This is a genomic window from Priestia sp. J2 (genome assembly GCF_020790095.1).
In the GTDB taxonomy this organism is placed as follows: domain Bacteria; phylum Bacillota; class Bacilli; order Bacillales; family Bacillaceae_H; genus Priestia; species Priestia zanthoxyli.
Map to the genome: position 1 here is coordinate 1,383,421 of NZ_CP086208.1, position 22,798 is coordinate 1,406,218.

At 37.8% G+C, this 22,798-nt stretch carries 22 protein-coding genes and 1 riboswitch; of the genes, 16 read left to right on the plus strand and 6 right to left on the minus strand.

All coding sequences use genetic code 11. The features are described from left to right. Positions 1-110: 110 nt before the first annotated feature. The 5 genes from liaF (at position 111) to LJY09_RS07090 (ending at position 5,656) form a co-directional block, all read left to right on the plus strand. Positions 111-839: a cell wall-active antibiotics response protein LiaF gene (gene liaF, locus LJY09_RS07070; protein ID WP_028414054.1), complete on the plus strand. Its 729-nt coding sequence runs from the start codon at positions 111-113 to the stop codon at positions 837-839. After that, entirely contained in the window at positions 836-1,882 is a 1,047-nt protein-coding gene (locus LJY09_RS07075; protein ID WP_154972725.1) for a sensor histidine kinase, read from the plus strand. Before liaF ends, LJY09_RS07075 begins: the two co-directional genes overlap by 4 nt. Further along, the gene (locus LJY09_RS07080) at positions 1,875-2,501 is read left to right on the plus strand and encodes a response regulator (RefSeq protein WP_028414052.1); all 627 of its coding nucleotides are present in this window, start codon (positions 1,875-1,877) and stop codon (positions 2,499-2,501) included. Before LJY09_RS07075 ends, LJY09_RS07080 begins: the two co-directional genes overlap by 8 nt. Positions 2,502-2,633: 132 nt before the next feature. Beyond that, positions 2,634-4,301, plus strand: a complete 1,668-nt coding sequence (locus LJY09_RS07085) for a glycoside hydrolase family 13 protein (RefSeq protein ID WP_028414051.1) — start codon at positions 2,634-2,636, stop codon at positions 4,299-4,301. Positions 4,302-4,510: 209 nt separating this feature from the next. Next, positions 4,511-5,656 (plus strand): THUMP domain-containing class I SAM-dependent RNA methyltransferase, encoded by a 1,146-nt coding sequence (locus LJY09_RS07090; RefSeq protein WP_028414050.1) that lies wholly within the window; start codon positions 4,511-4,513, stop codon positions 5,654-5,656. A 44-nt stretch (positions 5,657-5,700) separates the two neighbouring features. Here LJY09_RS07090 and LJY09_RS27605 read toward each other — a convergent pair whose 3' ends face one another. Next, on the minus strand, positions 5,701-5,829 hold the full coding sequence (locus tag LJY09_RS27605; RefSeq protein WP_013056148.1) for a hypothetical protein: 129 nt from the start codon (positions 5,827-5,829) through the stop codon (positions 5,701-5,703). 159 nt (positions 5,830-5,988) lie between these two features. On the opposite strand from LJY09_RS27605, the gene LJY09_RS07095 reads away from it, so the two are divergent. Continuing rightward, positions 5,989-6,483, plus strand: a complete 495-nt coding sequence (locus LJY09_RS07095; RefSeq protein WP_028414049.1) for a hypothetical protein — start codon at positions 5,989-5,991, stop codon at positions 6,481-6,483. Positions 6,484-6,517: 34 nt separating this feature from the next. On the opposite strand, the gene LJY09_RS07100 is transcribed toward LJY09_RS07095, so the two are convergent. Genes LJY09_RS07100 through LJY09_RS07115 form a run of 4 tightly spaced genes read right to left on the minus strand, consistent with a single transcriptional unit; the run spans position 6,518 to position 10,657 of the window. After that, complete coding sequence (locus LJY09_RS07100; protein WP_033578442.1) at positions 6,518-7,330, minus strand: carbohydrate ABC transporter permease; 813 nt, start codon at positions 7,328-7,330, stop codon at positions 6,518-6,520. Between the two features lie 14 nt (positions 7,331-7,344). Next, entirely contained in the window at positions 7,345-8,298 is a 954-nt protein-coding gene (locus LJY09_RS07105; RefSeq protein ID WP_028414047.1) for a carbohydrate ABC transporter permease, read from the minus strand. Next, positions 8,282-9,529: an ABC transporter substrate-binding protein gene (locus tag LJY09_RS07110; RefSeq protein WP_028414046.1), complete on the minus strand. Its 1,248-nt coding sequence runs from the start codon at positions 9,527-9,529 to the stop codon at positions 8,282-8,284. Before LJY09_RS07110 ends, LJY09_RS07105 begins: the two co-directional genes overlap by 17 nt. Before the next feature lie 36 nt (positions 9,530-9,565). Beyond that, the gene (locus tag LJY09_RS07115) at positions 9,566-10,657 is read right to left on the minus strand and encodes an ABC transporter ATP-binding protein (RefSeq protein ID WP_033578445.1); all 1,092 of its coding nucleotides are present in this window, start codon (positions 10,655-10,657) and stop codon (positions 9,566-9,568) included. A gap of 332 nt (positions 10,658-10,989) precedes the next feature. Here LJY09_RS07115 and LJY09_RS07120 point away from each other — a divergent pair, with 332 nt between their 5' ends. The 5 genes from LJY09_RS07120 (at position 10,990) to LJY09_RS07140 (ending at position 17,182) form a co-directional block, all read left to right on the plus strand. Beyond that, entirely contained in the window at positions 10,990-11,169 is a 180-nt protein-coding gene (locus tag LJY09_RS07120; protein ID WP_013056154.1) for a hypothetical protein, read from the plus strand. Between the two features lie 225 nt (positions 11,170-11,394). Then, on the plus strand, positions 11,395-13,332 hold the full coding sequence (locus LJY09_RS07125; protein WP_028414044.1) for an ATP-dependent DNA helicase: 1,938 nt from the start codon (positions 11,395-11,397) through the stop codon (positions 13,330-13,332). Positions 13,333-13,456: 124 nt separating this feature from the next. Continuing rightward, positions 13,457-14,974 carry a carboxypeptidase M32 gene (locus LJY09_RS07130; protein ID WP_028414043.1) on the plus strand — a complete coding sequence of 506 codons (1,518 nt, stop codon included), beginning with the start codon at positions 13,457-13,459 and terminating at the stop codon, positions 14,972-14,974. Between the two features lie 97 nt (positions 14,975-15,071). Beyond that, positions 15,072-15,173, plus strand: a riboswitch (purine riboswitch). A 103-nt stretch (positions 15,174-15,276) separates the two neighbouring features. Next, the gene (locus LJY09_RS07135) at positions 15,277-15,870 is read left to right on the plus strand and encodes a xanthine phosphoribosyltransferase (RefSeq protein ID WP_028414042.1); all 594 of its coding nucleotides are present in this window, start codon (positions 15,277-15,279) and stop codon (positions 15,868-15,870) included. Between the two features lies 1 nt (position 15,871). After that, positions 15,872-17,182 carry a nucleobase:cation symporter-2 family protein gene (locus LJY09_RS07140; protein WP_098113457.1) on the plus strand — a complete coding sequence of 437 codons (1,311 nt, stop codon included), beginning with the start codon at positions 15,872-15,874 and terminating at the stop codon, positions 17,180-17,182. Positions 17,183-17,290: 108 nt separating this feature from the next. Here LJY09_RS07140 and LJY09_RS07145 read toward each other — a convergent pair whose 3' ends face one another. Beyond that, the gene (locus tag LJY09_RS07145; protein WP_228307623.1) at positions 17,291-18,151 is read right to left on the minus strand and encodes a LysR family transcriptional regulator; all 861 of its coding nucleotides are present in this window, start codon (positions 18,149-18,151) and stop codon (positions 17,291-17,293) included. A 130-nt stretch (positions 18,152-18,281) separates the two neighbouring features. On the opposite strand from LJY09_RS07145, the gene LJY09_RS07150 reads away from it, so the two are divergent. The 5 genes from LJY09_RS07150 (at position 18,282) to LJY09_RS07170 (ending at position 22,749) form a co-directional block, all read left to right on the plus strand. Then, on the plus strand, positions 18,282-19,706 hold the full coding sequence (locus LJY09_RS07150) for an NAD-dependent succinate-semialdehyde dehydrogenase (protein WP_098113455.1): 1,425 nt from the start codon (positions 18,282-18,284) through the stop codon (positions 19,704-19,706). Between the two features lie 444 nt (positions 19,707-20,150). Further along, positions 20,151-20,693 (plus strand): GNAT family N-acetyltransferase, encoded by a 543-nt coding sequence (locus tag LJY09_RS07155; protein WP_028414038.1) that lies wholly within the window; start codon positions 20,151-20,153, stop codon positions 20,691-20,693. Positions 20,694-20,917: 224 nt separating this feature from the next. Continuing rightward, the gene (locus LJY09_RS07160) at positions 20,918-22,003 is read left to right on the plus strand and encodes a type III polyketide synthase (protein WP_028414037.1); all 1,086 of its coding nucleotides are present in this window, start codon (positions 20,918-20,920) and stop codon (positions 22,001-22,003) included. Between the two features lie 5 nt (positions 22,004-22,008). Further along, on the plus strand, positions 22,009-22,572 hold the full coding sequence (locus LJY09_RS07165) for an isoprenylcysteine carboxyl methyltransferase family protein (RefSeq protein WP_028414036.1): 564 nt from the start codon (positions 22,009-22,011) through the stop codon (positions 22,570-22,572). A 6-nt stretch (positions 22,573-22,578) separates the two neighbouring features. Next, positions 22,579-22,749 (plus strand): hypothetical protein, encoded by a 171-nt coding sequence (locus LJY09_RS07170; RefSeq protein WP_155017140.1) that lies wholly within the window; start codon positions 22,579-22,581, stop codon positions 22,747-22,749. The last annotated feature ends 49 nt before the right edge of the window (positions 22,750-22,798 follow it).

Below are 22,798 nucleotides of genomic sequence, written 5' to 3' on the forward strand. Positions count from 1 at the left end.
TGGTATTCTAAAAAAGGCGTAGGTTTCTGCGTCTTTTTAAGGTGAGAGAATAGATATCTGCAGCATCCAAAGAACGCTATGTCATCTACGAGGAGAAAGGAGAGGGAGCTGTGCAAAGCGTAAACAAAACAGAATCTCTTATGTTCATTTTTATTTGCAGCTTATTTGTCCTGTTTATTGAAATTATGTTTTTTCACAGCGGCTTGATTTTTTCTGTATTAATTGCCGGTGCGTTCATGTATATTGGGCGAAAAAAAATGAGAAGAAAATTAGGGCGTATGTTATTTTGGATTGGCGTTATTGGGCTTGTGTTGAATATATTTAATACGGTTGCCTTTAAGTTTTTAGTTATTGCTCTTTTCCTGTACTTTTTACTTAGATTTATTCAATTACGAAAGCATCCGGTTGAATTTAGACCAACTGACGAGTTGACACAGCAGCCAAACCAAAGTTTGGTGCAGGTCCGGCCGGTTTTGACAAATAAACTTCTTGGTAGTCAAAGAACCGAAGACTCCGTATACGAATGGGATGATATTAATATTCAAAGCGTATGGGGAGACATTGTGATTGATTTAAGCAATACTGTTCTGCCAAAAGGCGATGCGGTTATCTTTATTCGTCAAGTGTTTGGAAATATTAAAGTGCTCATTCCTTACGAAACAGAAGTATCTGTGAATCATTCTAAACTAGCAGGAAACGTAACGGTTTTTGGCCATCAGCGCGGCTTTTCGTTCAATGAAAATTTGTCTATCAAAACAGAGGAATTTGATCAATCTGCTCATAGGGTGAAGATTGTTACAACTGTTGTGATTGGAGATTTAGAGGTGCAAAGGATATGAGTATTCTTCAACGGCAGTTATTGTGGGGGATTTTCTTAAGTTTTTTTGTATTTGTATCCGTGCTCCTTACCGTGTTTTTTGCATATCCTGTTTTTCAACTTAGCGACTTATGGAAAACGAGCGTATTTGGCATGCCTTTTGTGCTGTTTTCCTTCAGTTTAAGCCTTACGATTGGAAGTGTGATTGGAGGAATCATGGGGTTTATGTGGAGACAGCAGTGGGCATATGTTGAAAACCGATTATATGAAATAGAAAATGGCCACCGGCATATGCCGGCAAATGAACCGCTTATTCAAGAAACGTCTCGAATTATAAGCCGTTTAAACAAAGTAGATCATAAAATGATTCTTCAAGCGCAGCAATCTCAAAAGATGGCAACGGAAAAAGTGGAAAATCAGCAAAAGCAAGTGCAAGAAATTGTTTCTCAAGAACGAAATCGGCTTGCTAGAGAACTGCATGACTCCGTTAGTCAGCAGCTATTTGCCGCTTCGATGCTTATGTCTGCTATTACGGAATCCAATCTTACGCTACAAGACTCTGAAGCTAAGCAATTAAAGATGGTTGAAAAAATGATTAATCAATCACAGCTTGAAATGAGGGCTTTGCTTCTTCATCTTCGTCCTGCAGCATTAAAAGGAAAATCGCTACAGGCTGGAATGAAAGAACTGATGAATGAGCTTGCTCAAAAAGTACCGCTTGAATTAAATTGGAAAATAGAAGGGTTTGAACTTGATAAAGGCATTGAAGACCACTTGTTTAGAATTTTGCAAGAATCCGTATCAAATACGCTGCGTCATGCAAATGCAACAGCTTTAGACGTGCTGCTGATCAAACGTGACTTTTCCATTATTTTACGTATTGTGGATAACGGAGTTGGTTTTGATGTAGAAAAGGAGAAAGTCGGATCGTACGGTCTGCAAAATATGTATGAACGCGCAGTTGAAATTGGAGGCCTATTAAAAATTATTAGTTTGCCCGACAAAGGAACAAAGCTAGAAGTAAAAGTACCGTTAGTAGAAAGAGAGGAGAAGCAAAATGATTAATGTACTGTTAGTAGATGACCATGAAATGGTTCGTATTGGCGTAGGAGCGTATTTGTCGGCTCAAACAGACATTCATGTAATAGCTGAAGCAGCCAATGGCCAACAGGCCGTTGAATTAGGGCTTCAGCTGCGCCCGGATATTATTTTAATGGATTTAGTCATGGAAGAAATGGACGGGATTGAAGCAACAAAACAGCTCATTAAGCAGTGGCCGGAAGCAAAAGTAATTATTGTCACTAGCTTTCTAGATGACGAAAAAGTATATCCCGCTCTAGAGGCAGGGGCAACAAGCTACTTATTAAAAACGTCTAAAGCAGGAGAAATTGCAGCTGCTATTCGCCGTACATATGAGGGGGAATCTGTATTAGAGCCTGAAGTAACCGGTAAAATGATGTCTAAAATGAGAAAGCCGTCTTTACCTCATGAAGAACTCACAGCTCGTGAAATGGAAATTTTACTTTTAATGACACAGGGTAAAACAAATCAAGAGATTGCAGACGAATTATTTATTGCGCTAAAGACGGTAAAAACACATGTGAGCAATTTATTAAGTAAGCTGGATGTGCAGGACCGAACTCAAGCCGTCATTTATGCCTTTAAACACAAATTAGCGCAGTGAGAATCGTTATTCAAAAGAGAATAACGATTTTTTTTGTGAAAAACCTATTTTTTTGCATGTATTCATTATAAAATAGCGATATGCGTAAAGGCGAACGCTTACGTAAAAGCACTATTTTGAGGGGTTGAGCACATGGAAAAGAAATGGTGGAAAGAAGCTGTTGCGTATCAAATCTATCCGCGAAGCTTCATGGATTCAAACGGCGACGGAATTGGTGACATTCAAGGGGTTATTTCAAAATTAGACTATTTATCTGATCTTGGAATTGATGTCATTTGGATTTGCCCGATTTATCAGTCTCCTAACGACGATAATGGCTACGATATCAGTGATTATAAAGATATTATGAAAGATTTTGGAACAATGGAAGACTTTGATGAGCTGTTAGATGAAGTTCACCATCGCGGAATGAAGCTGATTATGGATTTAGTTATTAACCATACTTCAGATGAACATCCTTGGTTTTTAGAATCTAGGTCTGCTAAAGAGAATCCATATCGTGATTATTATATCTGGCACGAAGGTAAAGATGGAAAAGAGCCAAACAACTGGGAATCTATTTTTAGCGGATCAGCTTGGGAGTTCGACGAAAAGACAAAAGAATATTACATGCACGTATTTTCTAAAAAACAGCCCGATTTAAACTGGGAAAACGAAAAAGTACGTCATGAGCTTTATGAAATGGTTAACTGGTGGTTAGATAAAGGAATTGACGGCTTTCGTGTAGATGCTATTTCGCATATTAAGAAAGTGGCCGGCTTCCCAGATCTGCCGAACCCTGAAAAGCTAGATTATGTGCCATCGTTTGAAGGGCATATGAATCGACCGGGAATTCAAGAACATTTAAAAGAGCTAAAAGAAAAAACGTTTGCCAAATACGATATTATGACGGTTGGAGAGGCAAATGGTGTAACATCGGACAGCGCAGATGAGTGGGTAGCTGAAGATGGTGGAAACTTCAATATGATTTTTCAGTTCGAGCATATGGGACTGTGGGATAAAGGAGAAGAAAAACCGCTTGATTTAATCGAGTTAAAAACAATTTTAACTAATTGGCAAAATGGTTTAGAAAAAATTAACGGCTGGAACGCTTTATATTTAGAAAATCATGACCAAATTCGTTCTGTAAATAAATTCGGCAGCACAGCTTACCGAGTGGAAAGTGCAAAGTGCTTAGCTGCACTATACTTTTTAATGAAAGGAACACCGTTTATTTATCAAGGACAAGAACTTGGAATGACCAATGTTAAATTTGATTCTATTGATGATTATGATGATGTTGGGATGATTAACTACTACCGTATTCAGCGTGAAAAAGGCGATTCACATGACGAGATTATGAAAGTTATTTGGGAAACAGGCCGCGATAACTCAAGGACGCCAATGCAGTGGAATACAGAAAAAAATGCAGGATTTTCTACCGGAAACCCTTGGATGAAAGTGAACCCAAATTACGTAGACATTAACGTAGAAGAGCAGAAAAGTGATAAGAATTCGGTACTGAATTTTTACAAACAGCTCATTAAAATTAGAAAACAGCATGATGTGCTGGTGTATGGAACTTATAAGCTGTTGGCAGAAGAAGATTCCGCTATTTACGCGTATACGCGAACATTAGAAGGTAAAACCGCTGTTGTTATTTGTAATATGTCACCGAATAATCAAACGTTCGAGTTTCCTTCAGAGAGCTCATTTACAAACATAGAAGTGCTGATTCATAATTATCCGTTGGATAAAAACGAAACGCTTGAACAATGTACGCTGCACCCATATGAAACACGTGTATACTTACTTTCATAAACAAGTTGAGCAACCGATTGCGCAATTTTAAAATGGAAAGCTTTTAAAAACAAATCTATATGCGACATATGTAAAGAAACTGCTGGCTCTACCAAGAGCGAGCAGTTTCTGCATTTTGATAAAAAGACGGAGAAAGCTTTGACTACGGCGCATGTATATGGTACTTTTACACTTAGTGTAGATAATTAGAAACAAAATGAGGTTGAAAAATGGCGAAATATAAAATTATTGCAACAGCAGCAATGGGAATTGAAGCACTAGTCGCTAAAGAAGTGCGTGCTTTAGGATATGAATGTGAAGTAGATAATGGCAAGGTTATCTTTGAAGGAGACGAGCTTGCAATTGCTCGATGCAATTTATGGCTTCGTACAGCAGATCGAATTAAAGTACAGGTTGGACAGTTCAAAGCTCGTACGTTTGATGAGCTTTTTGAACAAACAAAAGCATTAAATTGGGGAGATTATTTGCCCGTAGATGCACAGTTTCCTGTATCGGGAAAATCAGTTAAATCTAAATTGTTCAGCGTATCAGATTGTCAAAGCATTGTAAAAAAAGCAATTGTTGACAGCATGAAAAAACATTATAACAAAACAACAGGCTGGCTCGAAGAAACGGGGTCAACGTTTAAAATTGAAGTAGCGTTATTAAAAGATGTTGCTACATTAACAATTGACGCAAGCGGTGCAGGACTTCATAAGCGCGGTTACCGCGTAGGACAAGGGGAAGCTCCTTTAAAAGAAACGCTGGCAGCTGCTTTAATTATGCTAACGCCGTGGAATGCGAATCGTCCGTTTGTCGATGTTTTCTGCGGTTCTGGTACAATTGCTATCGAAGCAGCGCTTATCGGTCAAAATATTGCACCAGGATTTAATCGTGACTTCTTATCAGAAGAGTGGCCGTGGATGTCAGCAAGCATTTGGGACAAAGCGCGCGAAGAAGCAGAAGACTTAGCGAACTATGACCAAGTGCTAGATATTGCTGGTCATGATATTGACCATCGTATGGTAAAAGTAGCGGAGCAAAATGCATTTGAAGCTGGACTTGGAGATTTAATTCAATTTAAGCAAATGCAAGTGCGCGATTTTACGACGCCGAAAGAATATGGAATCATTATTGGTAACCCTCCGTACGGCGAACGTTTAAGCGATCGTCCTTCTGTTGAAAAAATGTACGCTGAAATGGGCGAAGCGTTTTCTAAGCTTGATACGTGGTCGATTTATATGCTTACATCTCATGAACAGTTTGAACAGTACTACGGTAAAAAAGCGACGAAAAAACGCAAATTGTTTAACGGATTTATTAAAACAGACTACTATCAGTACTGGGGACCTCGTCCTCCACGCAACGATCAATAAATACAAAAAGCCAAGCGGTGTAAAAACAGCTTGGCTTTTTTACGTTATTTCTTTTTTAAACCGCGATAAGCTAGCATTCCAAACATGCCTATCCCGAGCACGACAATTAATAAAATAAACCAAAACGTAGCATTAAGCAGGTATTTATATAGTCCGTCATAATAATCATGCATGTACTCACCCCATTATGTTTTTTTATAGTATGGGCGAGTAGCAGGGCAATATATGTATTCATTTCTTTTCAATAGCAGGCTTAAAACGAGAAATGATTAGCTTATTTCTAACATATTTACGAAAGGGAAATCTCATACTAAAACCTAAGAGGTGATAAAATGAGAAAAAATCGATCAGCACGGGTTTTTGGCGGGATGATGCTTCTTTCATGGTTAACCATCCCTTTTATAGGACGACAGCATATTAAGCGCTATTTATCATCTACTATGTTTATTTCCTTTTTAATTATGGTTGAAAGCTATATTGCTGAAAAAAAGAAGTGGTGGATATTCCCTAATCCTCCTCATCCATATTTAACAGGTGAAGCTGCTTTACTTTTAGGTCCATTTTTAGCAGGTTCTTTATGGATTAAAAAGTTCACATATGGCCATTTTGGAAGGTATATGTTATTAAATGCAATCGTAGATACATTTTTTGTTTATCCTTTTCAACGAGCTATGAGCCGTGCAAAGCTTTTTAGGGTAGGCACATTTAAAGAGTACCATTTGCTAGGTATCTTTCTGTTAAAAGCTGCTTTAATGTACGTTTACCAACACCTAATAGTAGAGAAACCGAAACCTCAGCGTGCTTTGAAAAATAATCCTATAGAATAAAGGGGCAGGCAGGGAAGCGTGATTTTCTTGCCTGCTATTTTAATGCCCCAGAGGTCATTCCTGAAATGAAATGCTTTTGCAAAAACACGTACGCAATCAATAATGGAATAGAAGAAAGAACGACTGCTGAAAACAGCATAGGGTAATTGGTTAGAAATTCCCCTTGAAAGTCCAATAATGCAATAGGCAGCGTTTTTACTTCTTTAGATTTTAATAATAGCAAAGGGAATAACAGATCATTCCACACGATCACAAACGAAAAAATTCCTACTGTAGCCATTGAAGGTATGGAGAGTCGAAGAGCGATTTTTGAATATATTTTCCACTCTGACGCCCCGTCCATGCGAGCGGCTTCGAATAGTTCCTTTGGCAAAGTTTTCATAAACCCCGTTATAATAAACACACCGATAGGAAGCAAAAAACTTATGGAGACGATAATGACCCCTGTTAGCGTATTGACCAGTCCAAGCTTATTCATCAGCAAAAAGACAGGAATCATATTGACTTGAGTAGGGACAATCATTCCGCAAACAAAAAAGCCGTATACAATCCATCCAAGCTTTTGAGGTAGCTGAATAATAGCGTAAGCAATCATGCTTGAAAACCATAGAATAAAAAACGTGCTAAAGACGGTAACAATCACGCTGTTTTTAATATAGCCAAAGATGGGTTCATTGACGAGCAGCTGTTTATAATTTTCAATATTCCAGCCTGCTGGTAATCCAATTGGGTTGCTGTAAAGTTCAGGCGTTGTTTTAAAGGTTGTTAATAAAACCAAGCTTAAGGGCAACAGAATGATTAAACCGTATATCCCTAAAATCAGATGTCTGAATGGATTTTGTTTCATAAAAGAATCTCCTTTTACATTTTGGTCAGGCGAAGTACGCGAAATTGAAGAAACGTTAAAAGAGCAATCACAATCATAAATACAACGGAAATGGCAGAGGCATAGCCAAAACGAAAATTAATAAAAGCTTCGTGATAAAGAAGTGTCGAAAGAATTTCAGTTGAGTTGGAGGGACCTCCATTTGTCATTGCAATGATTAAATCAAATGCTTTAAAGCTTTGTATGGTCGTATAAGCCACAACCATTGTCGTAGCTGGAGCTAAAAGAGGCCACGTAATGCGCTTGAATTTTTGCCATCGTGTTGCTCCATCAATACTAGCAGCTTCATATAACTCACTGGGAATAGCTTGAATTCCAGCTACAAAAATAATAAGCATTTGACCAGTATGTGCCCAAAATTGTACAAAAGCCAAGCTGTAAATTGCGATATGTCCATTTCCAATCCAAGACTGTGTCCAATGCTCAAGGCCTATTTTACTTAAAAATAGGTTAACTCCTCCAATGTTGGGGTCATACATAAAGTTCCACGTGAACGCAATCGACACGGACGAAATAATCGTCGGTACAAAAAAGAGTGAGCGATAAAATGTATTCCATGCAGAATTTCTATAAAGTAAGAGTGCAAAGCCTAAGCTCAATAACGTTTGAAAGATCAGCACGCCAATTGTGAACTTTAAGTTGTTTGTAAGCGACTGTGTAAAAATAGCATCGTTTGTTAAAATTTCTTTGAAGTTTTGAAACCCTACAAATGAGAACTGAGAAGACAATCCATTCCAATCAGTTGTACTTAAAAATAAAGCAGAAAGCGTTGGCAATGCAAAGAAAACCGTATATATGACAAAACCAGGAAGCAAAAACAACCATAGATGCCTGCTTTTAGAGATATTTTTAAATGAAAAGAGAGGAAAAGAGAACGAAGGGGTTCTCTTTTCTTCCTCTTGAATAGACGTATTAGTTTTTAGCGACACGTTCTACCTCTCCTTGTGCTTTTTCAGCAGCTTTTTTCGCTGACATACCGGATAGTACGTCCTGTACAGATGTTTCAACAGCTTTTGATACGCGCTCATTTAAAATGGTAAATCGAGGTTGGAAGACCGTTTTTTTGTCTTTCCACTTTGCGCTTTCTTTGAGTTCAGGTGAATCATATTTCACGTCTTTGACCGTTAATAACTGGCCAGTAGCATTTGCATACTCAGAAGAAATCTTTGAATCTGCAAGGAAAGTTAAAAATTTCTTAGCAGCTTCTTTGTGTTTTGATTTTTCAGCAACACCTAATAAGAATGTTGTGGTATGAACACCTTCGTATTTGGCTTTATCTTGATCCACTGTAATCGGTGCAAGCAAACCTTGATCAATCTTTGGATTTTGCTGTTTGACTGTAGCCATCATATAAGAACCTTGAGCAAGCATTGCGCCTTTTTCCTGAGCAAAAAGTGCTGCAGCACTTTCTTTTTTCGTACCAAGAGCATCTTTTTGGAAGTAACCTTTATCATTTAATTCTTTAATTTGAGATAGGGTTTTGATAAACCATTCATCAGTTAGCTTGCGCTTGCCCGTTTCTACTTCGTGAAGGGCGTTATTTGTAGGTTCGTTATTCATAATCATTGGGTTAATAAATTGAGAAGGACTTACGTCTCCTGAAAATAAAATCGGCGTGTAACCATTTTTCTTTAATGTTTCAGCTGTTTTTAAAAAGCTATTCCAGTCTTTAGGAACATCTAAATTTAGTTTTTCAAAAATGCCTTTGTTATAGACAGGGATGTTATAGACTAGCTGATAAGGAAGAGCATATTGCGTATTATCCGCTTTACCCGCTTGGATTAGCTTTTCGTCAAATTTGCTGAGTAAGTTTTGGTCGTCCAGCTTTGCAAAACCGTTTGCTTTGCGAATCGTTTCAAATTGACTTCCTGGAAAACTAGCAAATACATCGATGCCTTCTCCAGATAGTAGAGATCCTTGAATTTGTGATTGATATGAATCCGAAGGAAAGACGGTCATCTCTACATGAATATTTGGGTTTTTCTTTTCAAATTGCTCAATGATAGAATCAAAGGCTTTCGTATCTTCTCCTCGCCAATGCGTAAAGTTAATGGTTACTTTTTTTGAAGAATCGCTGCTGTCGCCGCTTGTTGAACTGTTTTTGCCGCAGCCGGCGATGATCACGGTGAGCATTGCTAACAGAATTAATAATTTTTTCATTTTAGTTCCCCCATTTATAGAATTCTTTTTAGATAGTTATTGGTCAATTTTGATACGATTGGTAGATGCTTGGTCAAAGAAATGAGCATGATTCATTTGAAAATGAAACGGAAAGTGCTGATGAACTTGAATATGTTCATCCCCAGGGATTTTAGCCACAAAGAGCTGCTCTCCTAAACTGCTGTATAGTATGTACTCTGCTCCTAATAACTCAGACACATCTACCGGTAATGAAATATGAGGAGCATCAGAAAAGGCACGCGTAATATGCTCGGGTCGAATTCCTACAGTAATGAATTGATTATTGTAGCCTTTTTCATGTAACGAATGCATTTGATTTTCTGTCAGTTGAAACTCATGTTCACTGATGTACAGTTTGCTGTTCACTACTTTTCCTGTGAAAAAGTTCATTCCCGGTGAGCCTATAAAACTGGCTACAAACGTATTCTCTGGAGCATTATACACTTGCATAGGTGAACCTATTTGCTGAATTTTTCCGTCTTTCATAACTACGATTCTGCTTGCCATCGTCATGGCTTCTGTTTGATCGTGGGTTACATAAATAATGGTCGTCTGCAGCCTCTGATGAAGCTTACTGATTTCAGCACGCATTTGTACGCGAAGCTTCGCATCAAGGTTAGACAAAGGCTCATCCATTAAAAAAATTTGGGCATTCCGTACAATCGCTCTTCCTAAAGCCACTCGCTGACGCTGACCTCCTGATAATGCTTTTGGCTTGCGTTTTAAATAGGGTTCTAAGTCCAAAATACGAGCCGCTTCACGAACGCGCTCATCAATTTCTTGTTTTGGGACTTTGCGGAGCTGCAAGCCAAATGCCATGTTGTCGTAAACCGTTAAATGAGGGTAAAGCGCGTAGTTTTGAAACACCATTGCAATATCCCGGTCCTTAGAAGGTAAATCGTTTGCACGATCTCCATTAATAAGCAATTCTCCTTCTGTTATCGATTCAAGGCCGGCGATCATGCGAAGGGTAGTGGATTTGCCGCACCCTGAAGGTCCTACAAATACAATAAATTCTTTGTCTTGAATATGAAGATTAAAATTATCAACTGCAAGACTATCTTTTCCGTATTTTTTATACACATGCTGCAACTGCAGTTCTGCCATTTTTTTCTCCTCTCAGCAGGCTTTTAAAAAATAAAAGCCTCTAATTGCACAGACGGATTGTACGTGTATCTGGCAATTAGAGGCTATCGGTTGACCGGTAAGCCTGTAGTATGTAGTTTTGAGTGATTGAATCTGTAAGTAATTTTAAAATATATTATTCCTATATGTCAAGTGAGGATTAAAATATTTTAATAAGTTCGATTATTTTCTTAAATGAAAGAATCCATTTATTAAGCCAGAGATGCTGGTTTTGAGAATAAAATAAACAGCTGGTGTATAGAATGATAGTATTCACTTTTATAGTAAGCACTACAGAGAGAGGATGTTTATAAATGGATAGAAACACGCAGTTCACTATGATTCGGCAAGCGTTGGAAAACAGCTATCATTTAATGCAGCAGGGAATAGAAGTTAGCGGAGAGACGCTTACTCAGCTGGAACAAGCAAAAGCCGAGTATGAAGCGGCCTTTTTATTGTCTCAGTCCACGGATTCCAAATTCCGCTGTAATTAATTTTTTAATAGCACTTATTCCGTTTGCGTTCTATACACCCAGCTTTTATACAAAAAGGTTCTGTCCTTACAGACAGAACCTTTTTTATGTTCAGCTCTTTTTATTGACATTTTAGATAAAGTAGTCAATAATTAAGTTTTGCTTACATGAGAAATTTACTAGATAAAAAGAAGTGAAGCTAATTTTTATTGATAGATATTTACATAAATAAAGGAGTCAGTATCGATGATGAGAGAGCGGTTGCCTTTTACAATTGAGCGGGATGAAAACTTTTTTGATAAATTAAATGAATGGATAGGTGATGTTTTTTATGATCATCTTCCAGACGCAGGATTAGAACTTCGGGATGAACAAATTTTTATGGCTTTTCAAATCGAACGAGCTTTTAAAGAAAAAAATGTAATCTTTGCAGAAGCAGGTGTAGGAACAGGGAAAACCATTGTGTATTTACTGTACGCTATTTGTTATGCAAGGTATATTGGCAAGCCGGCTATTATTGCCTGTGCGGATGAAACATTAATTGAACAGTTAGTAAAAGCCGAAGGAGACATTGCCAAGCTCTCTGGTATTTTAGATATTAACATGGATGTTCGCCTAGCAAAATCTCAAGATCAGTATCTGTGTTTAAAGAAATTAGATGCTGTGACAGCACGAACAGATAATGAAAACATTGAAGAAATTTACGATACGCTTCCTGATTTTGTTCATGATCATAGTGGTATGCAGTCGTTCTATCACTACGGAGACCGTAAAGAATATCCTCATTTAACGGATGAGGAATGGAATCAAATTAACTGGGATACGTTTCAAGATTGCTCTTCCTGTGAGCAGCGTCATAGATGTGGCTTAACGCTTTCACGCGAGCACTATAGAAAAGCACATGACTTAATTATTTGCTCTCACGATTTTTACATGGAGCACATTTGGACATATGAAGCCCGCAAGCGTGAAGGACAGCTTCCGCTTCTTCCTGAAAGCAGCTGTGTTGTATTTGATGAAGGTCACCTGCTGGAATTTGCTGCACAAAAGGCTCTAACGTATCGCATTCAAGAAGATACGTTAGAAAACTTGTTAACGCGTCTATTAGAAAATGACGTGCGAGAAGAATTTGCTGTGAAGATCGAGCACGCTATTGATGTGTATGCAATGTTCTTTGACCGTTTAAGTGAAGCAAGCACAGAAATCGTTGGTTCTAGCCGTAAAGAAGTAGCCCGAACAAACGGATTACAAAGTGTAGGAAAAGAACTTTTATCGCTGCTTGAACATATCGGAAACGAGCTTGTGTTTGAGAGTGAGACCTATACAGTAGATGAATATACGCTGCGAATTGTAGATGAGTACCTAGATCAAATTGATTATTCGCTGCGCTTATTTATGGACAACGAAAATGCCATCTACTGGGTGGAAGAAAACAACTGGCAGCTGACGTTGGTTATTATGCCGCAAGCAGTAAAAGACGTCTTAAAAGAACGAGTATTTGCGAAGAAAATACCGTATATTTTCACTTCTGCCACTCTTTCAGATAACCAATCGTTCGATTATTTAGCATATAGCTTAGGCATTGCAAAGCCGCTTTCTTTTTCCGTTGAATCGCCATTTGATTATGATGAGCAAATGAAAATTGCGGTGAAAGATGTTTCCGATGATCAAGAAGAAGCGTTTGCTGAAAAATTCGCCTTTGCTGTTGCTCAGCTCGAAAAAACGAACGGACGAGCACTTTTATTGTTTAACAGCAAAGAAGAACTAGAGATGTTCAAAGAAGTTTCCAAAGAGTTAGATCAGTACACATTTTTATTTGAGGGCGATCAAGAAATCAGTAAATTAGTATCTCAGTTCCAAAGAGAAGAAGAAACGATTTTATGCGCTGTTCATTTGTGGGAAGGGTTGGATATTCCTGGACCTTCGTTATCGAATGTAATTATTTGGTCTCTGCCGTATCCGCCAAATGATCCGGTCTTTGAAGCAAAGCGCAATCAAGTAGTCGATCCATTTTGGGATGCAGATATGCCGTATATGCTTCTTCGCTTAAAGCAAGGAGTTGGAAGGCTGATTCGCTCTCATAATGATAAGGGTCTAATCACGATCTTTATGCCAAAAAGCACAGATTCAAAAGTGCGTTCAATCATTGAACAAAATGTTCCAACGAAAATAGAAAACGTATAAAAAAGCGCGGTGGCAGCCGCGCTTTTTTATATGTCCAATAGATTGAATTTTCAGTTATATACACACCGTTACTATTATGATAAAATAATTTATGGTGAAATAAGGAAAGTAAGGAGGAAAAACAATGAGAGAAGACATACAGAAAATTGAGAAACAGTTTTATGAATACATGAATAAAATCAAAAGTTATCACGAGGCAATCGGAGTGATGTACTGGGATTTGAGAACGGGCGCTCCAAAAAAAGGGGCGGATCAGCGTTCTGAAGTGATTGGCATGATGTCATCAGAAGCGTTCAATCTTTCCGTTTCTAATGAAATGGCAGGTTTTATTGAGAAATTAACGAACCCTGAGTCACAGCCTTACATAAACGATATTACGAAAAAAGCAGTGGAAGAGTGTAAAAAAGAATATGACTTAAATAAAAAGATTCCTCCGCACGAATATAAAGAATACGTTACGTTAACTTCAAAAGCGGAGTCAATTTGGGAAGAAGCAAAAGAAAAAGCAGATTTTGCTTTATTTCAACCGTACCTTGAAAAAATTGTAGCGTTTAATCAGAAGTTTGTGGAGTATTGGGGGTATGAAGGAAACAAATATAACCGTTTATTAGACCTTTTTGAACCGGGAATGACGGTTGAAATCTTAGACGAGGTATTTGGAAAGCTGCGGGAGCATATTGTGCCTCTTGTTCAGCGAATCGCCGGGTCAAATACAAAGCCCAATACGGAATTTTTATTCCGTACTTTCCCAAAAGAAGCGCAAAAGCAATTTAGTCTAGACGTGTTAAAAACACTCGGCTATGATTTTGAAGCGGGGCGACTTGATGAAACCGTCCATCCTTTTGCTACTGGCTTAAATCCGGGAGATGTGCGCATCACAACTAAATATGCCGAAAACGATTTCCGAACGGCTATTTTTGGCACGATTCACGAATGTGGCCATGCTTTATATGAGCAGAATATTTCAAAGGATCTTGTTGGCACGGTTCTATGTGAAGGTACTTCAATGGGAATTCATGAATCACAGTCGCTGTTTTTTGAGCAGTTTGTCGGGAAAAATAAAGCATTTTGGCAGCATCATTACGACGTACTAAAAAAGCATGCGCCGGAACAGTTTGACGATGTAGGTTTAGAAGATTTTTACCGAGGAGTAAATGAAGCAAAACCGTCTCTTATTCGTATTGAAGCAGATGAGTTAACGTATCCTCTTCATATTATGATTCGTTACGAAATTGAAAAAGGATTAATAAACGGGGAGTATAAAGTTGAGGATTTACCGGAAATTTGGAATGAGAAATACGAAGAATATTTAGGGGTTCGTCCAAGTCACGATGGAGAAGGCGTGCTTCAGGACGTACACTGGGCCGGAGGAAGCTTTGGGTACTTCCCTTCCTATGCTCTGGGCTATATGTACGCAGCGCAGTTTAAGCATACCATGTTAAAAGACTTGCCTAATTATGATGAACTCTTGGAAAAAGGAGAAATTTCGCCGATTACAAATTGGTTAACAGAACATATTCACCAGTACGGAAAAATGAAAAAACCTCTTGAAATTTTAAACGATGTGACGGGTGAAGGGCTAAATGTAGATTATTTAATTCAATATCTAGAAGAGAAATACGGACAAATTTATCACGTATAAAAAGTGCTATAACCGAATATTATGTTTTGTATTGCAAGTAAATGTTCGAAAATATCTTTTTTAGATATTTTCAAATAAAAGATTTGCTGATATAATACAAGTAACTCAATAACGCACTCATATAATGACGAGAATAAGGCTCGTAAGTATCTACCAAACTACCGTAAATAGTTTGACTATGGGTGAGCGATGAAGTTTGTTTTTCACTTTTGTGCGTAAAAGCTCAAAAACATTGCTCTACTCATATACGAGTGCAGCTATGTTTTTGAGCTTTTTTAATACAAACGTTGGAGGAACGAACTATGAAAGCTTTGCAAAACAAAATTTTAACAGATGGAATCGTATTATCGGACACGGTTTTAAAAGTAGACACATTTTTAAACCACCAAATGGATCCTGTACTGATGAAAGAAATTGGAGAAGAATTTGCTTCGCGCTTTGAAAATGCAGGAATTACGAAGATTTTAACGATTGAATCATCAGGAATTGCTCCAGCGATTATGACTGCATTGAAGCTAAACGTTGAGATGGTGTTTGCCAGAAAAAGAAAATCTTTAACACTTCAAGACGGACTCATTACATCAAAAGTATATTCATTTACAAAAAAAGAAGAAAATGAAATTTCAGTTGCTGATAAATTTATTCGAGAAGATGACGTGATTTTAATTATTGATGACTTTTTAGCAAACGGCCAAGCTGCATTCGGCTTGATGGATATCGTGCAAAAAGCAGGTGCTAAAGTAGGCGGCATTGGTATTGTTATTGAAAAAGCGTTCCAAGATGGAGGAAAACAAATTCGTAAATCAGGCGTTAAAGTAGAATCATTAGCGCGCATTCAGTCTTTATCAAATGGTAAAGTTACATTTGCTGAAGATAAACCAACAGTGGAGGTTTAATATGAATAAAGGAAAAGTCTTTTCACTTGGTTTACAGCATGTTTTAGCTATGTACGGAGGTGCGATTGTTGTCCCTCTTATTGTTGGAGGAGCCATTGGCTTGACTCAGCAGCAGCTTACGTATTTAGTGGCGATTGACTTATTTATGTGCGGTGTGGCAACGTTACTGCAAGTATGGAAAAATCGTTTTTTCGGTATTGGTCTTCCAGTTGTATTAGGGTGTACGTTTACTGCCGTAGGACCTATGATTTCAATTGGAGGTTCTTACGGCGTTTCCTCCATATATGGTTCTATTATCGTCGCCGGTTTACTCATTGTCCTTCTTTCTGCTTTTCTAGGTAAATTGGTTAAGTTTTTCCCTCCTTTAGTTACGGGTTCGGTTGTAACGATTATTGGAATTACGTTAATTCCTGTAGCGATTAAAGATTTAGCTGGAGGAGAAGGAAGTAAAGATTTTGGCAGCTTGAGCAATTTAGGTTTAGGTTTTGGCGTTTTGCTATTAATTATTGTTCTGTATCGATTTACAAAAGGATTTATGCGCTCCGTCTCTGTGTTATTAGGATTGGTTGTTGGAACGATTTCAGCGTCTTTTATGGGAAAAGTCGATTTTTCCGGCGTAAAAGAAGAAGCGTGGATTCATATGCCTCACGTGTTTTACTTTGGGATGCCAACGTTTAATATTACGGCCATCCTGACAATGTTCCTTGTTTTACTTGTTGGCATTGTCGAGTCCACAGGCGTTTATTTTGCCGTTAGTGATATTTGTAAAAAAGAAGTGGATGAAAAAGATTTATCTAAAGGCTATCGTGCAGAAGGATTGGCGATTTTATTAGGCGGATTTTTTAACGCATTTCCTTATACAGCGTATTCTCAAAATGTAGGACTTTTACAGTTGTCAGGTGTTCGCACAAGAAATGTTGTATTTGCAGCGAGTGGAATTTTAATCATTTTGGGCTTTCTACCTAAAATCGCAGCCGTGACGACAGTTATCCCGAGCTCTGTACTTGGAGGAGCTATGGTAGCCATGTTTGGGATGGTCATCTCTTCAGGTATAAAAATCCTTAGTCAAGTTGATTTAGCAAAACAAGAAAACCTTCTTGTAATTGCATGTTCGGTTGGTATGGGTCTAGGGGTGACGGTTGTACCTGAACTCTTCAAAAACTTACCAGAGAGTCTTCAAGTTCTCACTGGAAGCGGTATTGTGATGGGGAGTTTTACAGCAATCTTTTTAAATATTGTCTTTAATATGATGAAATCACCACGTGCGCAAGTTGCAGAAACAAAGTTAACAAATGAAGCAATATCGAAATAAAAAGAGGCTGGCACAAAAGTATGTTAGTTGAAGAAGATCCGAACGATTAATCGTTCGGATCTTTTCATTGTTATGGGGAACTTAGGCTTAATTTGGTCGTCTTTCCTATTAAGATCGTGTTTTGAAAAACAGTGTATAAAGCATTTTCCCCACGTCAGGATTTTTTGCCACTAATGAAATTTCTCTTTTGAATTTGAAGTCTGTAATAGGCAATGCTTTAATGTTTGAGCTTTGTAAATGGCGCATAAAAATTTCAGGGAGAATTGAAATACCTAAATTAGCTGAAATAAATCCCATAATACTTTGAGCAAATTCAATTTCATTGGCAATGGACATTTTTAAGTTATGACGATTGTACGCTTTTTCTACTAGTGTCCGAACATCGCACCCTGGAGGGAGAACTACAATGGGTTCTTCTTTGAAATCTTCAAATGATACGCTTTCTTTTTCGGCTAACGGGTGCTGATCATTCACAAATAAATAAAAGTCTTCTTTGAATAATAATTTTGACCAGTAAGTATGTTGAATCTCTCGATCATCAAATAAAGCTCCATCAATTTGATTGCTTTCTAACTGCTCTAACAAATCATAATAGTGATGCGAGGTTTTTATATCAATATGGCGATTGTGGTCTTTAGCAGAAGCCAGTTGATAAGGTAAGTAAAAAGCAGCCATACTTTGCCACGTTCCGATAGTTAAATCACAAGCTTCTTGCGTAGACACTAATTTTTTTTGAAGAGCATGAACGCTTGATAGTATGGATTCACCTTCTTGTAAAAGAATTTCACTTGCTGAGGTTAATTCTACTCCTGTAGCGGAGCGAATAAATAATGTTACTCCTAAATCTTCTTCTAGTTTTCTCATTTGCTTACTGAGCGCGGGCTGCGTCATATGCAGCTGTTCGCTTGCTTTGCTTAAGCTTTTTGTTTTGGCTGTTTCAATAAAAGACTCAAGCCATTCTGTTTTCATATTTATCACCTATAACCTTTTGTTATACCCATAGTATAGAAGGGAAGTTCTCATAAATCAACGAAGATGCTAGTGTATATAGTGTAGTTAACACAGCGCAAAGAAATTCACACAACTAGGAGGATGAATGATGTATCCAAACAAACTATATATTAACGGTGAATGGACAACAACAGAAGAGAAAATTGATGTGATTAATCCAGCAACAAAAGAAGTTATAGGACAAATTCCCAAGGCAGGCTCAAAGGAAGCAGCACTTGCCGCTGATGCAGCAGCGACAGCTTTTAAAACATGGTCGAAAAGAACCGCTCAAGAGCGCAGTGCTATTTTAATGAGATGGCATCAACTTATTGAAAATCATAAAGATCAACTAGCAGAAATTATGACAACGGAACAAGGCAAACCATTTGCAGAAGCAAAAGGTGAAGTGCAGTATGGCAATGATTATATTGCTTGGTTTGCTGAAGAAGGAAAGCGTGTATATGGTGAAACGATTCCAGCTCATCATACGCATAAACGTATTACGGTTAAAAAACAGCCTGTTGGCGTTGTAGCAGCTATTACGCCATGGAACTTCCCTGCAGCCATGATTACGCGTAAAGTGGCCCCAGCTCTTGCAGCAGGATGTACAATTGTTTTAAAACCATCTGAAGAAACACCATTTACAGCATTTCGTTTAGTAGAACTCGCAGAAGAAGCGGGCGTTCCAAAAGGTGTGATCAATGTTGTTACTGGAGATGCAGCAGCTATTGGCGACACATGGCAAAAAGACGGACGCATCCGAAAATTAACATTTACTGGTTCAACAGCGGTTGGTAAACATCTAATGCGCGGTGCTGCTGATACTGTGAAAAAATTATCGCTTGAATTAGGCGGTCATGCACCGTTTATCGTAACAGAAAATGCAGATTTAGACGCTGCTGTAAACGGCGTAATTGCTTCTAAGTTTGTCAACGCAGGTCAAACGTGCATCTGCACAAACCGTGTATACGTACAAGAATCCATTGCAGATGCTTTCGTTAAAAAATTTGCAGCAAAAGCGGCGGAATTAACAGTAGGAAACGGATTAGAAGAAGGTACACAAGTTGGACCGCTAATTAACGACAAAGCGGTTGAGAAAGTAAAAGCACAAATTGCGGATGCAAAAAGTAAAGGAGCTAAAGTTGTAGTTGGCGGACAAGCTATAACAACTAAAAACGGTTTCTTTATGGAGCCGACAATTATCACAAATGTAACTGATGACATGAATTGCATGTTTGAAGAAACGTTTGGACCATTGGCACCTGTAGCAACATTCAAAACAGTAGAAGAAGCCGTAGAACGAGCAAACAATAGCCCTTATGGTTTAGCAGCTTACGTATTTACAGAAAACATCAAAGAAGCAACATTTGTATCTGAAGAATTAGAGTACGGCATTGTAGGAGTAAATGATGGCTCTCCATCTGCAGCTCAAGCTCCATTCGGCGGCTTTAAAGAAAGTGGCCTTGGACGTGAAGGAAGTCATTACGGCATTGAAGATTATTTAGAAGTAAAATATATCTCAATGGGACTTTAATAAAAAGTAGGACAAAAATAGTTTAGTCGAAGTGAAATACGAACTAGCAACTAATAATCAAAATTATTGGTTGTTAGTTCGTATTTTTTTATTGTTAAGATGGACGTAGCTTTCATGCGTTTCGTTGCTTCTAGCGGATTAATCCCATTTGTTCGTCTTTAGGTCGGAGTGATTTCGTTGTGTCCCAGCCTCTTTTTTATGCACTTTTGTAAAGAAAATTTGAAATAATAGTTCTTTAACGCAATTAATTGCATTTCTAGGATGTCTGTGCAAGAATAAATATTTCAAAAATGGTTTAGCTTTGTTTAAAGCGTGGGTAATACAACAAATGCACATGATTGCTTGTTAGATGAAATGAAAAGCAGAACTTTACCACTGATAAATTACGCAAGCTAGAACCAAAATAGTAGTACTGAATGGTGAAAAATATAGGAGTTGATATAGATGATTACAGCAGAGAAAAACATAGTGAAATTTAAAGCAAAAGACGGACGTGAAGTCACTATACGCCCTGCAAAGGCAAGTGATGCAGAGCATATTACAACAGCGGTAAGAGAAATTATTGAGGCCGGGGAATTTATTCAAAAAGATGAGCCGCGCACAGTCCAAGAAGAGCAAGATTTTATTGCATCAGTAGAAAAGAACAATCACATGTACGTTGTAGCTGAAGTCGAAGGTGAAGTGCTTGGAATCGCACGTGTTCTGAGAGGCGAAATTAAAATGAAGCGCCACACGGGGCTCTTCCGTACATGGCTTATTTCAAAAGCACAGGGAATGGGAATAGGAAAACAATTTATGAATTATACGCTAAACTGGTGCAAAGAAAATAATCTTCATAAACTTTCTTTAACTGTGTTTGCTTCTAATAAAGTGGCATACGAATTGTATAAAAAGGTAGGATTTGAACAAGAAGGTGTTATGAAAGAACAAGCTTATTTTAACAATGAATATGTAGATGAAATCTATATGTCCATTTTCTTTTCATAAAAAATAAGCACTTATTTTCGTCAATCCATAAATTGTATCTGTACATTCAGATTATTTGCGCTATAATAAAAGTGCACAACAAACATACACTTCTTCAAAACGTAGACTTTCCTGAGTTACAGGAAAGTTTTTTTATGTTTCACCTCCATTCCACTAAAAAAGAATTGAATAAATCCCCAGCTATTACAAATGTTAAATGTAACGCAATCAAAGAGGTGAAGTGTATGCCAAAAATTATCTCAGTTGGATTTGGAGTTCCCCCCTATGAATTAACTCAGCAAGACACGCTGCTATTTGCAAAAGAACTTTTTTCCGAGTCGTTTAAAGATATTAATCGTCTGCTGACCGTTTTTCAAAATGGTCAAATTGAAAAACGTAATTTTGCCAAAGACTTATCTTGGTTTCAAGAAGATCATACATTCGAAGAAAAAAATGATGCTTTTATAGAATGTGCTGTTGAATTAGGTACAAAAGCCATTGAAGAATGCTTAACAAATAAAGACTATGTAAGTACCCCCTTGCCGTGTGGAGAAATTGATGCTATTTTTTACGTTTCAACAAGCGGTGTAGCTACGCCTAGCATTGAAGCTCGAATTATGAATAAGCTTGCGTTTTCAGACCATACAAAAAGAATCCCTATATGGGGATTAGGGTGTGCCGGAGGAGCATCTGGACTTTCAAGGGCTTACGAATATTGCAAAGCCTTTCCGCGCGCTAAAGTTCTTGTATTATCCGTTGAGCTGTGCAGTTTGACTTTTCAGCGGAATGATCGTTCAAAAAGCAACTTAATCGGTACATCTTTATTTGCTGATGGAGTAGCAGCTGCTTTAGTCGCAGGTGACGAAGCAGATATCACTTTTTCCCGTTCAAAAAGCTTTCCTTACATTTTACATACACAATCGACGCTTATGCCAAATTCCGAAGACGTAATGGGATGGGAGATTAAAAATGATGGGTTATTTGTTGTCTTTTCAAAAGATATTCCCACTATTATCGATTCGTGGTTAGGCGGAGAAGTTGAGTCTTTTTTACAAACTCAGAATTTGACCAGTCGGGATTTAAAACATTTTGTTGCTCATCCTGGAGGGAAAAAAGTGCTTGAAGCATATGTATCAACGCTATCGCTAAACGAAAATATGATTGCTGATTCACTAGATGTACTTAAAAACCATGGAAACATGTCTTCGGCAACCGTTTTATATGTGCTAGACCGCTTTATGAAGAAAGAAATTCCGAGTAAAGAATACGGTTTATTAACAGCTCTTGGTCCTGGATTTAGTTCTGAAATGCTTCTATTAGAGTGGAGGTAAAGCGATTGTTTTTTTATAGTTTTTTTGTATTTATTATCTTACAGCGTCTATGTGAATTGGTGATTGCCAAAAGAAATGAAGCTTGGATGAAGAAGCAGGGAGCATACGAAGCTGGTCAAAGTCACTACAAATGGATGGTAAGCATGCACGCCGCTTTTTTTGCTGCTCTTTTTACGGAAGTGTATGTGTTAAACGGTGGAATGTATCACTTTTCTTTTTTGTTGTTTAGCTTTTTTGTGCTTGTGCAACTTGCAAGAGTATGGGCTATTTCTTCATTAGGAAAGTATTGGAATACAAAAATTATCGTCTTGCCTAACGCGAAGGTTGTGCTAAGAGGTCCTTATCGGTTTATGAAGCACCCAAATTATACAGTTGTAGCGGCAGAATTGGTGTTAGTTCCGCTTATGTTTCAGGCATACTGGACGTTAGCTATTTTTTCTGTTTTCAATTTGTGTATATTAGCCGTTAGAATTCCTTTAGAAGAGCAAGCGCTAACGAATGAAACAAATTATGGCGAGGTCATGCAAAATACGGGACGTTTCTTTCCTGCAAAAAAATCTCAAAACTAATTGAAAATGATTATCTTTCATGATAAGATGAAATCAAATGATAAAGATTATCAATTTCATCAAGTAGAAACGGTGGTGGACGTAATGGTTAGTCTTTTTGTGATCGGAGCACTTGCTACATATGTTGGCGTCACAACGTATGTAATGAAAAATATTGAAAAAGCCCAAAAGGCGTAATATATACACGGTAAATAAATACAATGCAAAGCTGTCAAATTATTGACAG

Excerpts from the sequence above, each read along its gene's own strand:
- LJY09_RS07150 (WP_098113455.1), top strand. The coding sequence starts at position 18,282 with ATGTATCCAAACAAACTATATATTAACGGTGAATGGACAACAACAGAA.
- LJY09_RS07170 (WP_155017140.1), top strand. The coding sequence starts at position 22,579 with ATGATTATCTTTCATGATAAGATGAAATCAAATGATAAAGATTATCAA.
- LJY09_RS07100 (WP_033578442.1), bottom strand. The coding sequence starts at position 7,330 with ATGAAACAAAATCCATTCAGACATCTGATTTTAGGGATATACGGTTTA.
- LJY09_RS07080 (WP_028414052.1), top strand. The coding sequence starts at position 1,875 with ATGATTAATGTACTGTTAGTAGATGACCATGAAATGGTTCGTATTGGC.
- LJY09_RS07125 (WP_028414044.1), top strand. The coding sequence starts at position 11,395 with ATGATGAGAGAGCGGTTGCCTTTTACAATTGAGCGGGATGAAAACTTT.
- LJY09_RS07140 (WP_098113457.1), top strand. The coding sequence starts at position 15,872 with ATGAATAAAGGAAAAGTCTTTTCACTTGGTTTACAGCATGTTTTAGCT.
- LJY09_RS07085 (WP_028414051.1), top strand. The coding sequence starts at position 2,634 with ATGGAAAAGAAATGGTGGAAAGAAGCTGTTGCGTATCAAATCTATCCG.
- LJY09_RS07155 (WP_028414038.1), top strand. The coding sequence starts at position 20,151 with ATGATTACAGCAGAGAAAAACATAGTGAAATTTAAAGCAAAAGACGGA.
- LJY09_RS07095 (WP_028414049.1), top strand. The coding sequence starts at position 5,989 with ATGAGAAAAAATCGATCAGCACGGGTTTTTGGCGGGATGATGCTTCTT.
- LJY09_RS07110 (WP_028414046.1), bottom strand. The coding sequence starts at position 9,529 with ATGAAAAAATTATTAATTCTGTTAGCAATGCTCACCGTGATCATCGCC.
- LJY09_RS07145 (WP_228307623.1), bottom strand. The coding sequence starts at position 18,151 with ATGAAAACAGAATGGCTTGAGTCTTTTATTGAAACAGCCAAAACAAAA.
- LJY09_RS07160 (WP_028414037.1), top strand. The coding sequence starts at position 20,918 with ATGCCAAAAATTATCTCAGTTGGATTTGGAGTTCCCCCCTATGAATTA.
- LJY09_RS07075 (WP_154972725.1), top strand. The coding sequence starts at position 836 with ATGAGTATTCTTCAACGGCAGTTATTGTGGGGGATTTTCTTAAGTTTT.
- LJY09_RS07115 (WP_033578445.1), bottom strand. The coding sequence starts at position 10,657 with ATGGCAGAACTGCAGTTGCAGCATGTGTATAAAAAATACGGAAAAGAT.
- LJY09_RS27605 (WP_013056148.1), bottom strand. The coding sequence starts at position 5,829 with ATGCATGATTATTATGACGGACTATATAAATACCTGCTTAATGCTACG.
- LJY09_RS07130 (WP_028414043.1), top strand. The coding sequence starts at position 13,457 with ATGAGAGAAGACATACAGAAAATTGAGAAACAGTTTTATGAATACATG.
- LJY09_RS07090 (WP_028414050.1), top strand. The coding sequence starts at position 4,511 with ATGGCGAAATATAAAATTATTGCAACAGCAGCAATGGGAATTGAAGCA.
- LJY09_RS07120 (WP_013056154.1), top strand. The coding sequence starts at position 10,990 with ATGGATAGAAACACGCAGTTCACTATGATTCGGCAAGCGTTGGAAAAC.
- LJY09_RS07135 (WP_028414042.1), top strand. The coding sequence starts at position 15,277 with ATGAAAGCTTTGCAAAACAAAATTTTAACAGATGGAATCGTATTATCG.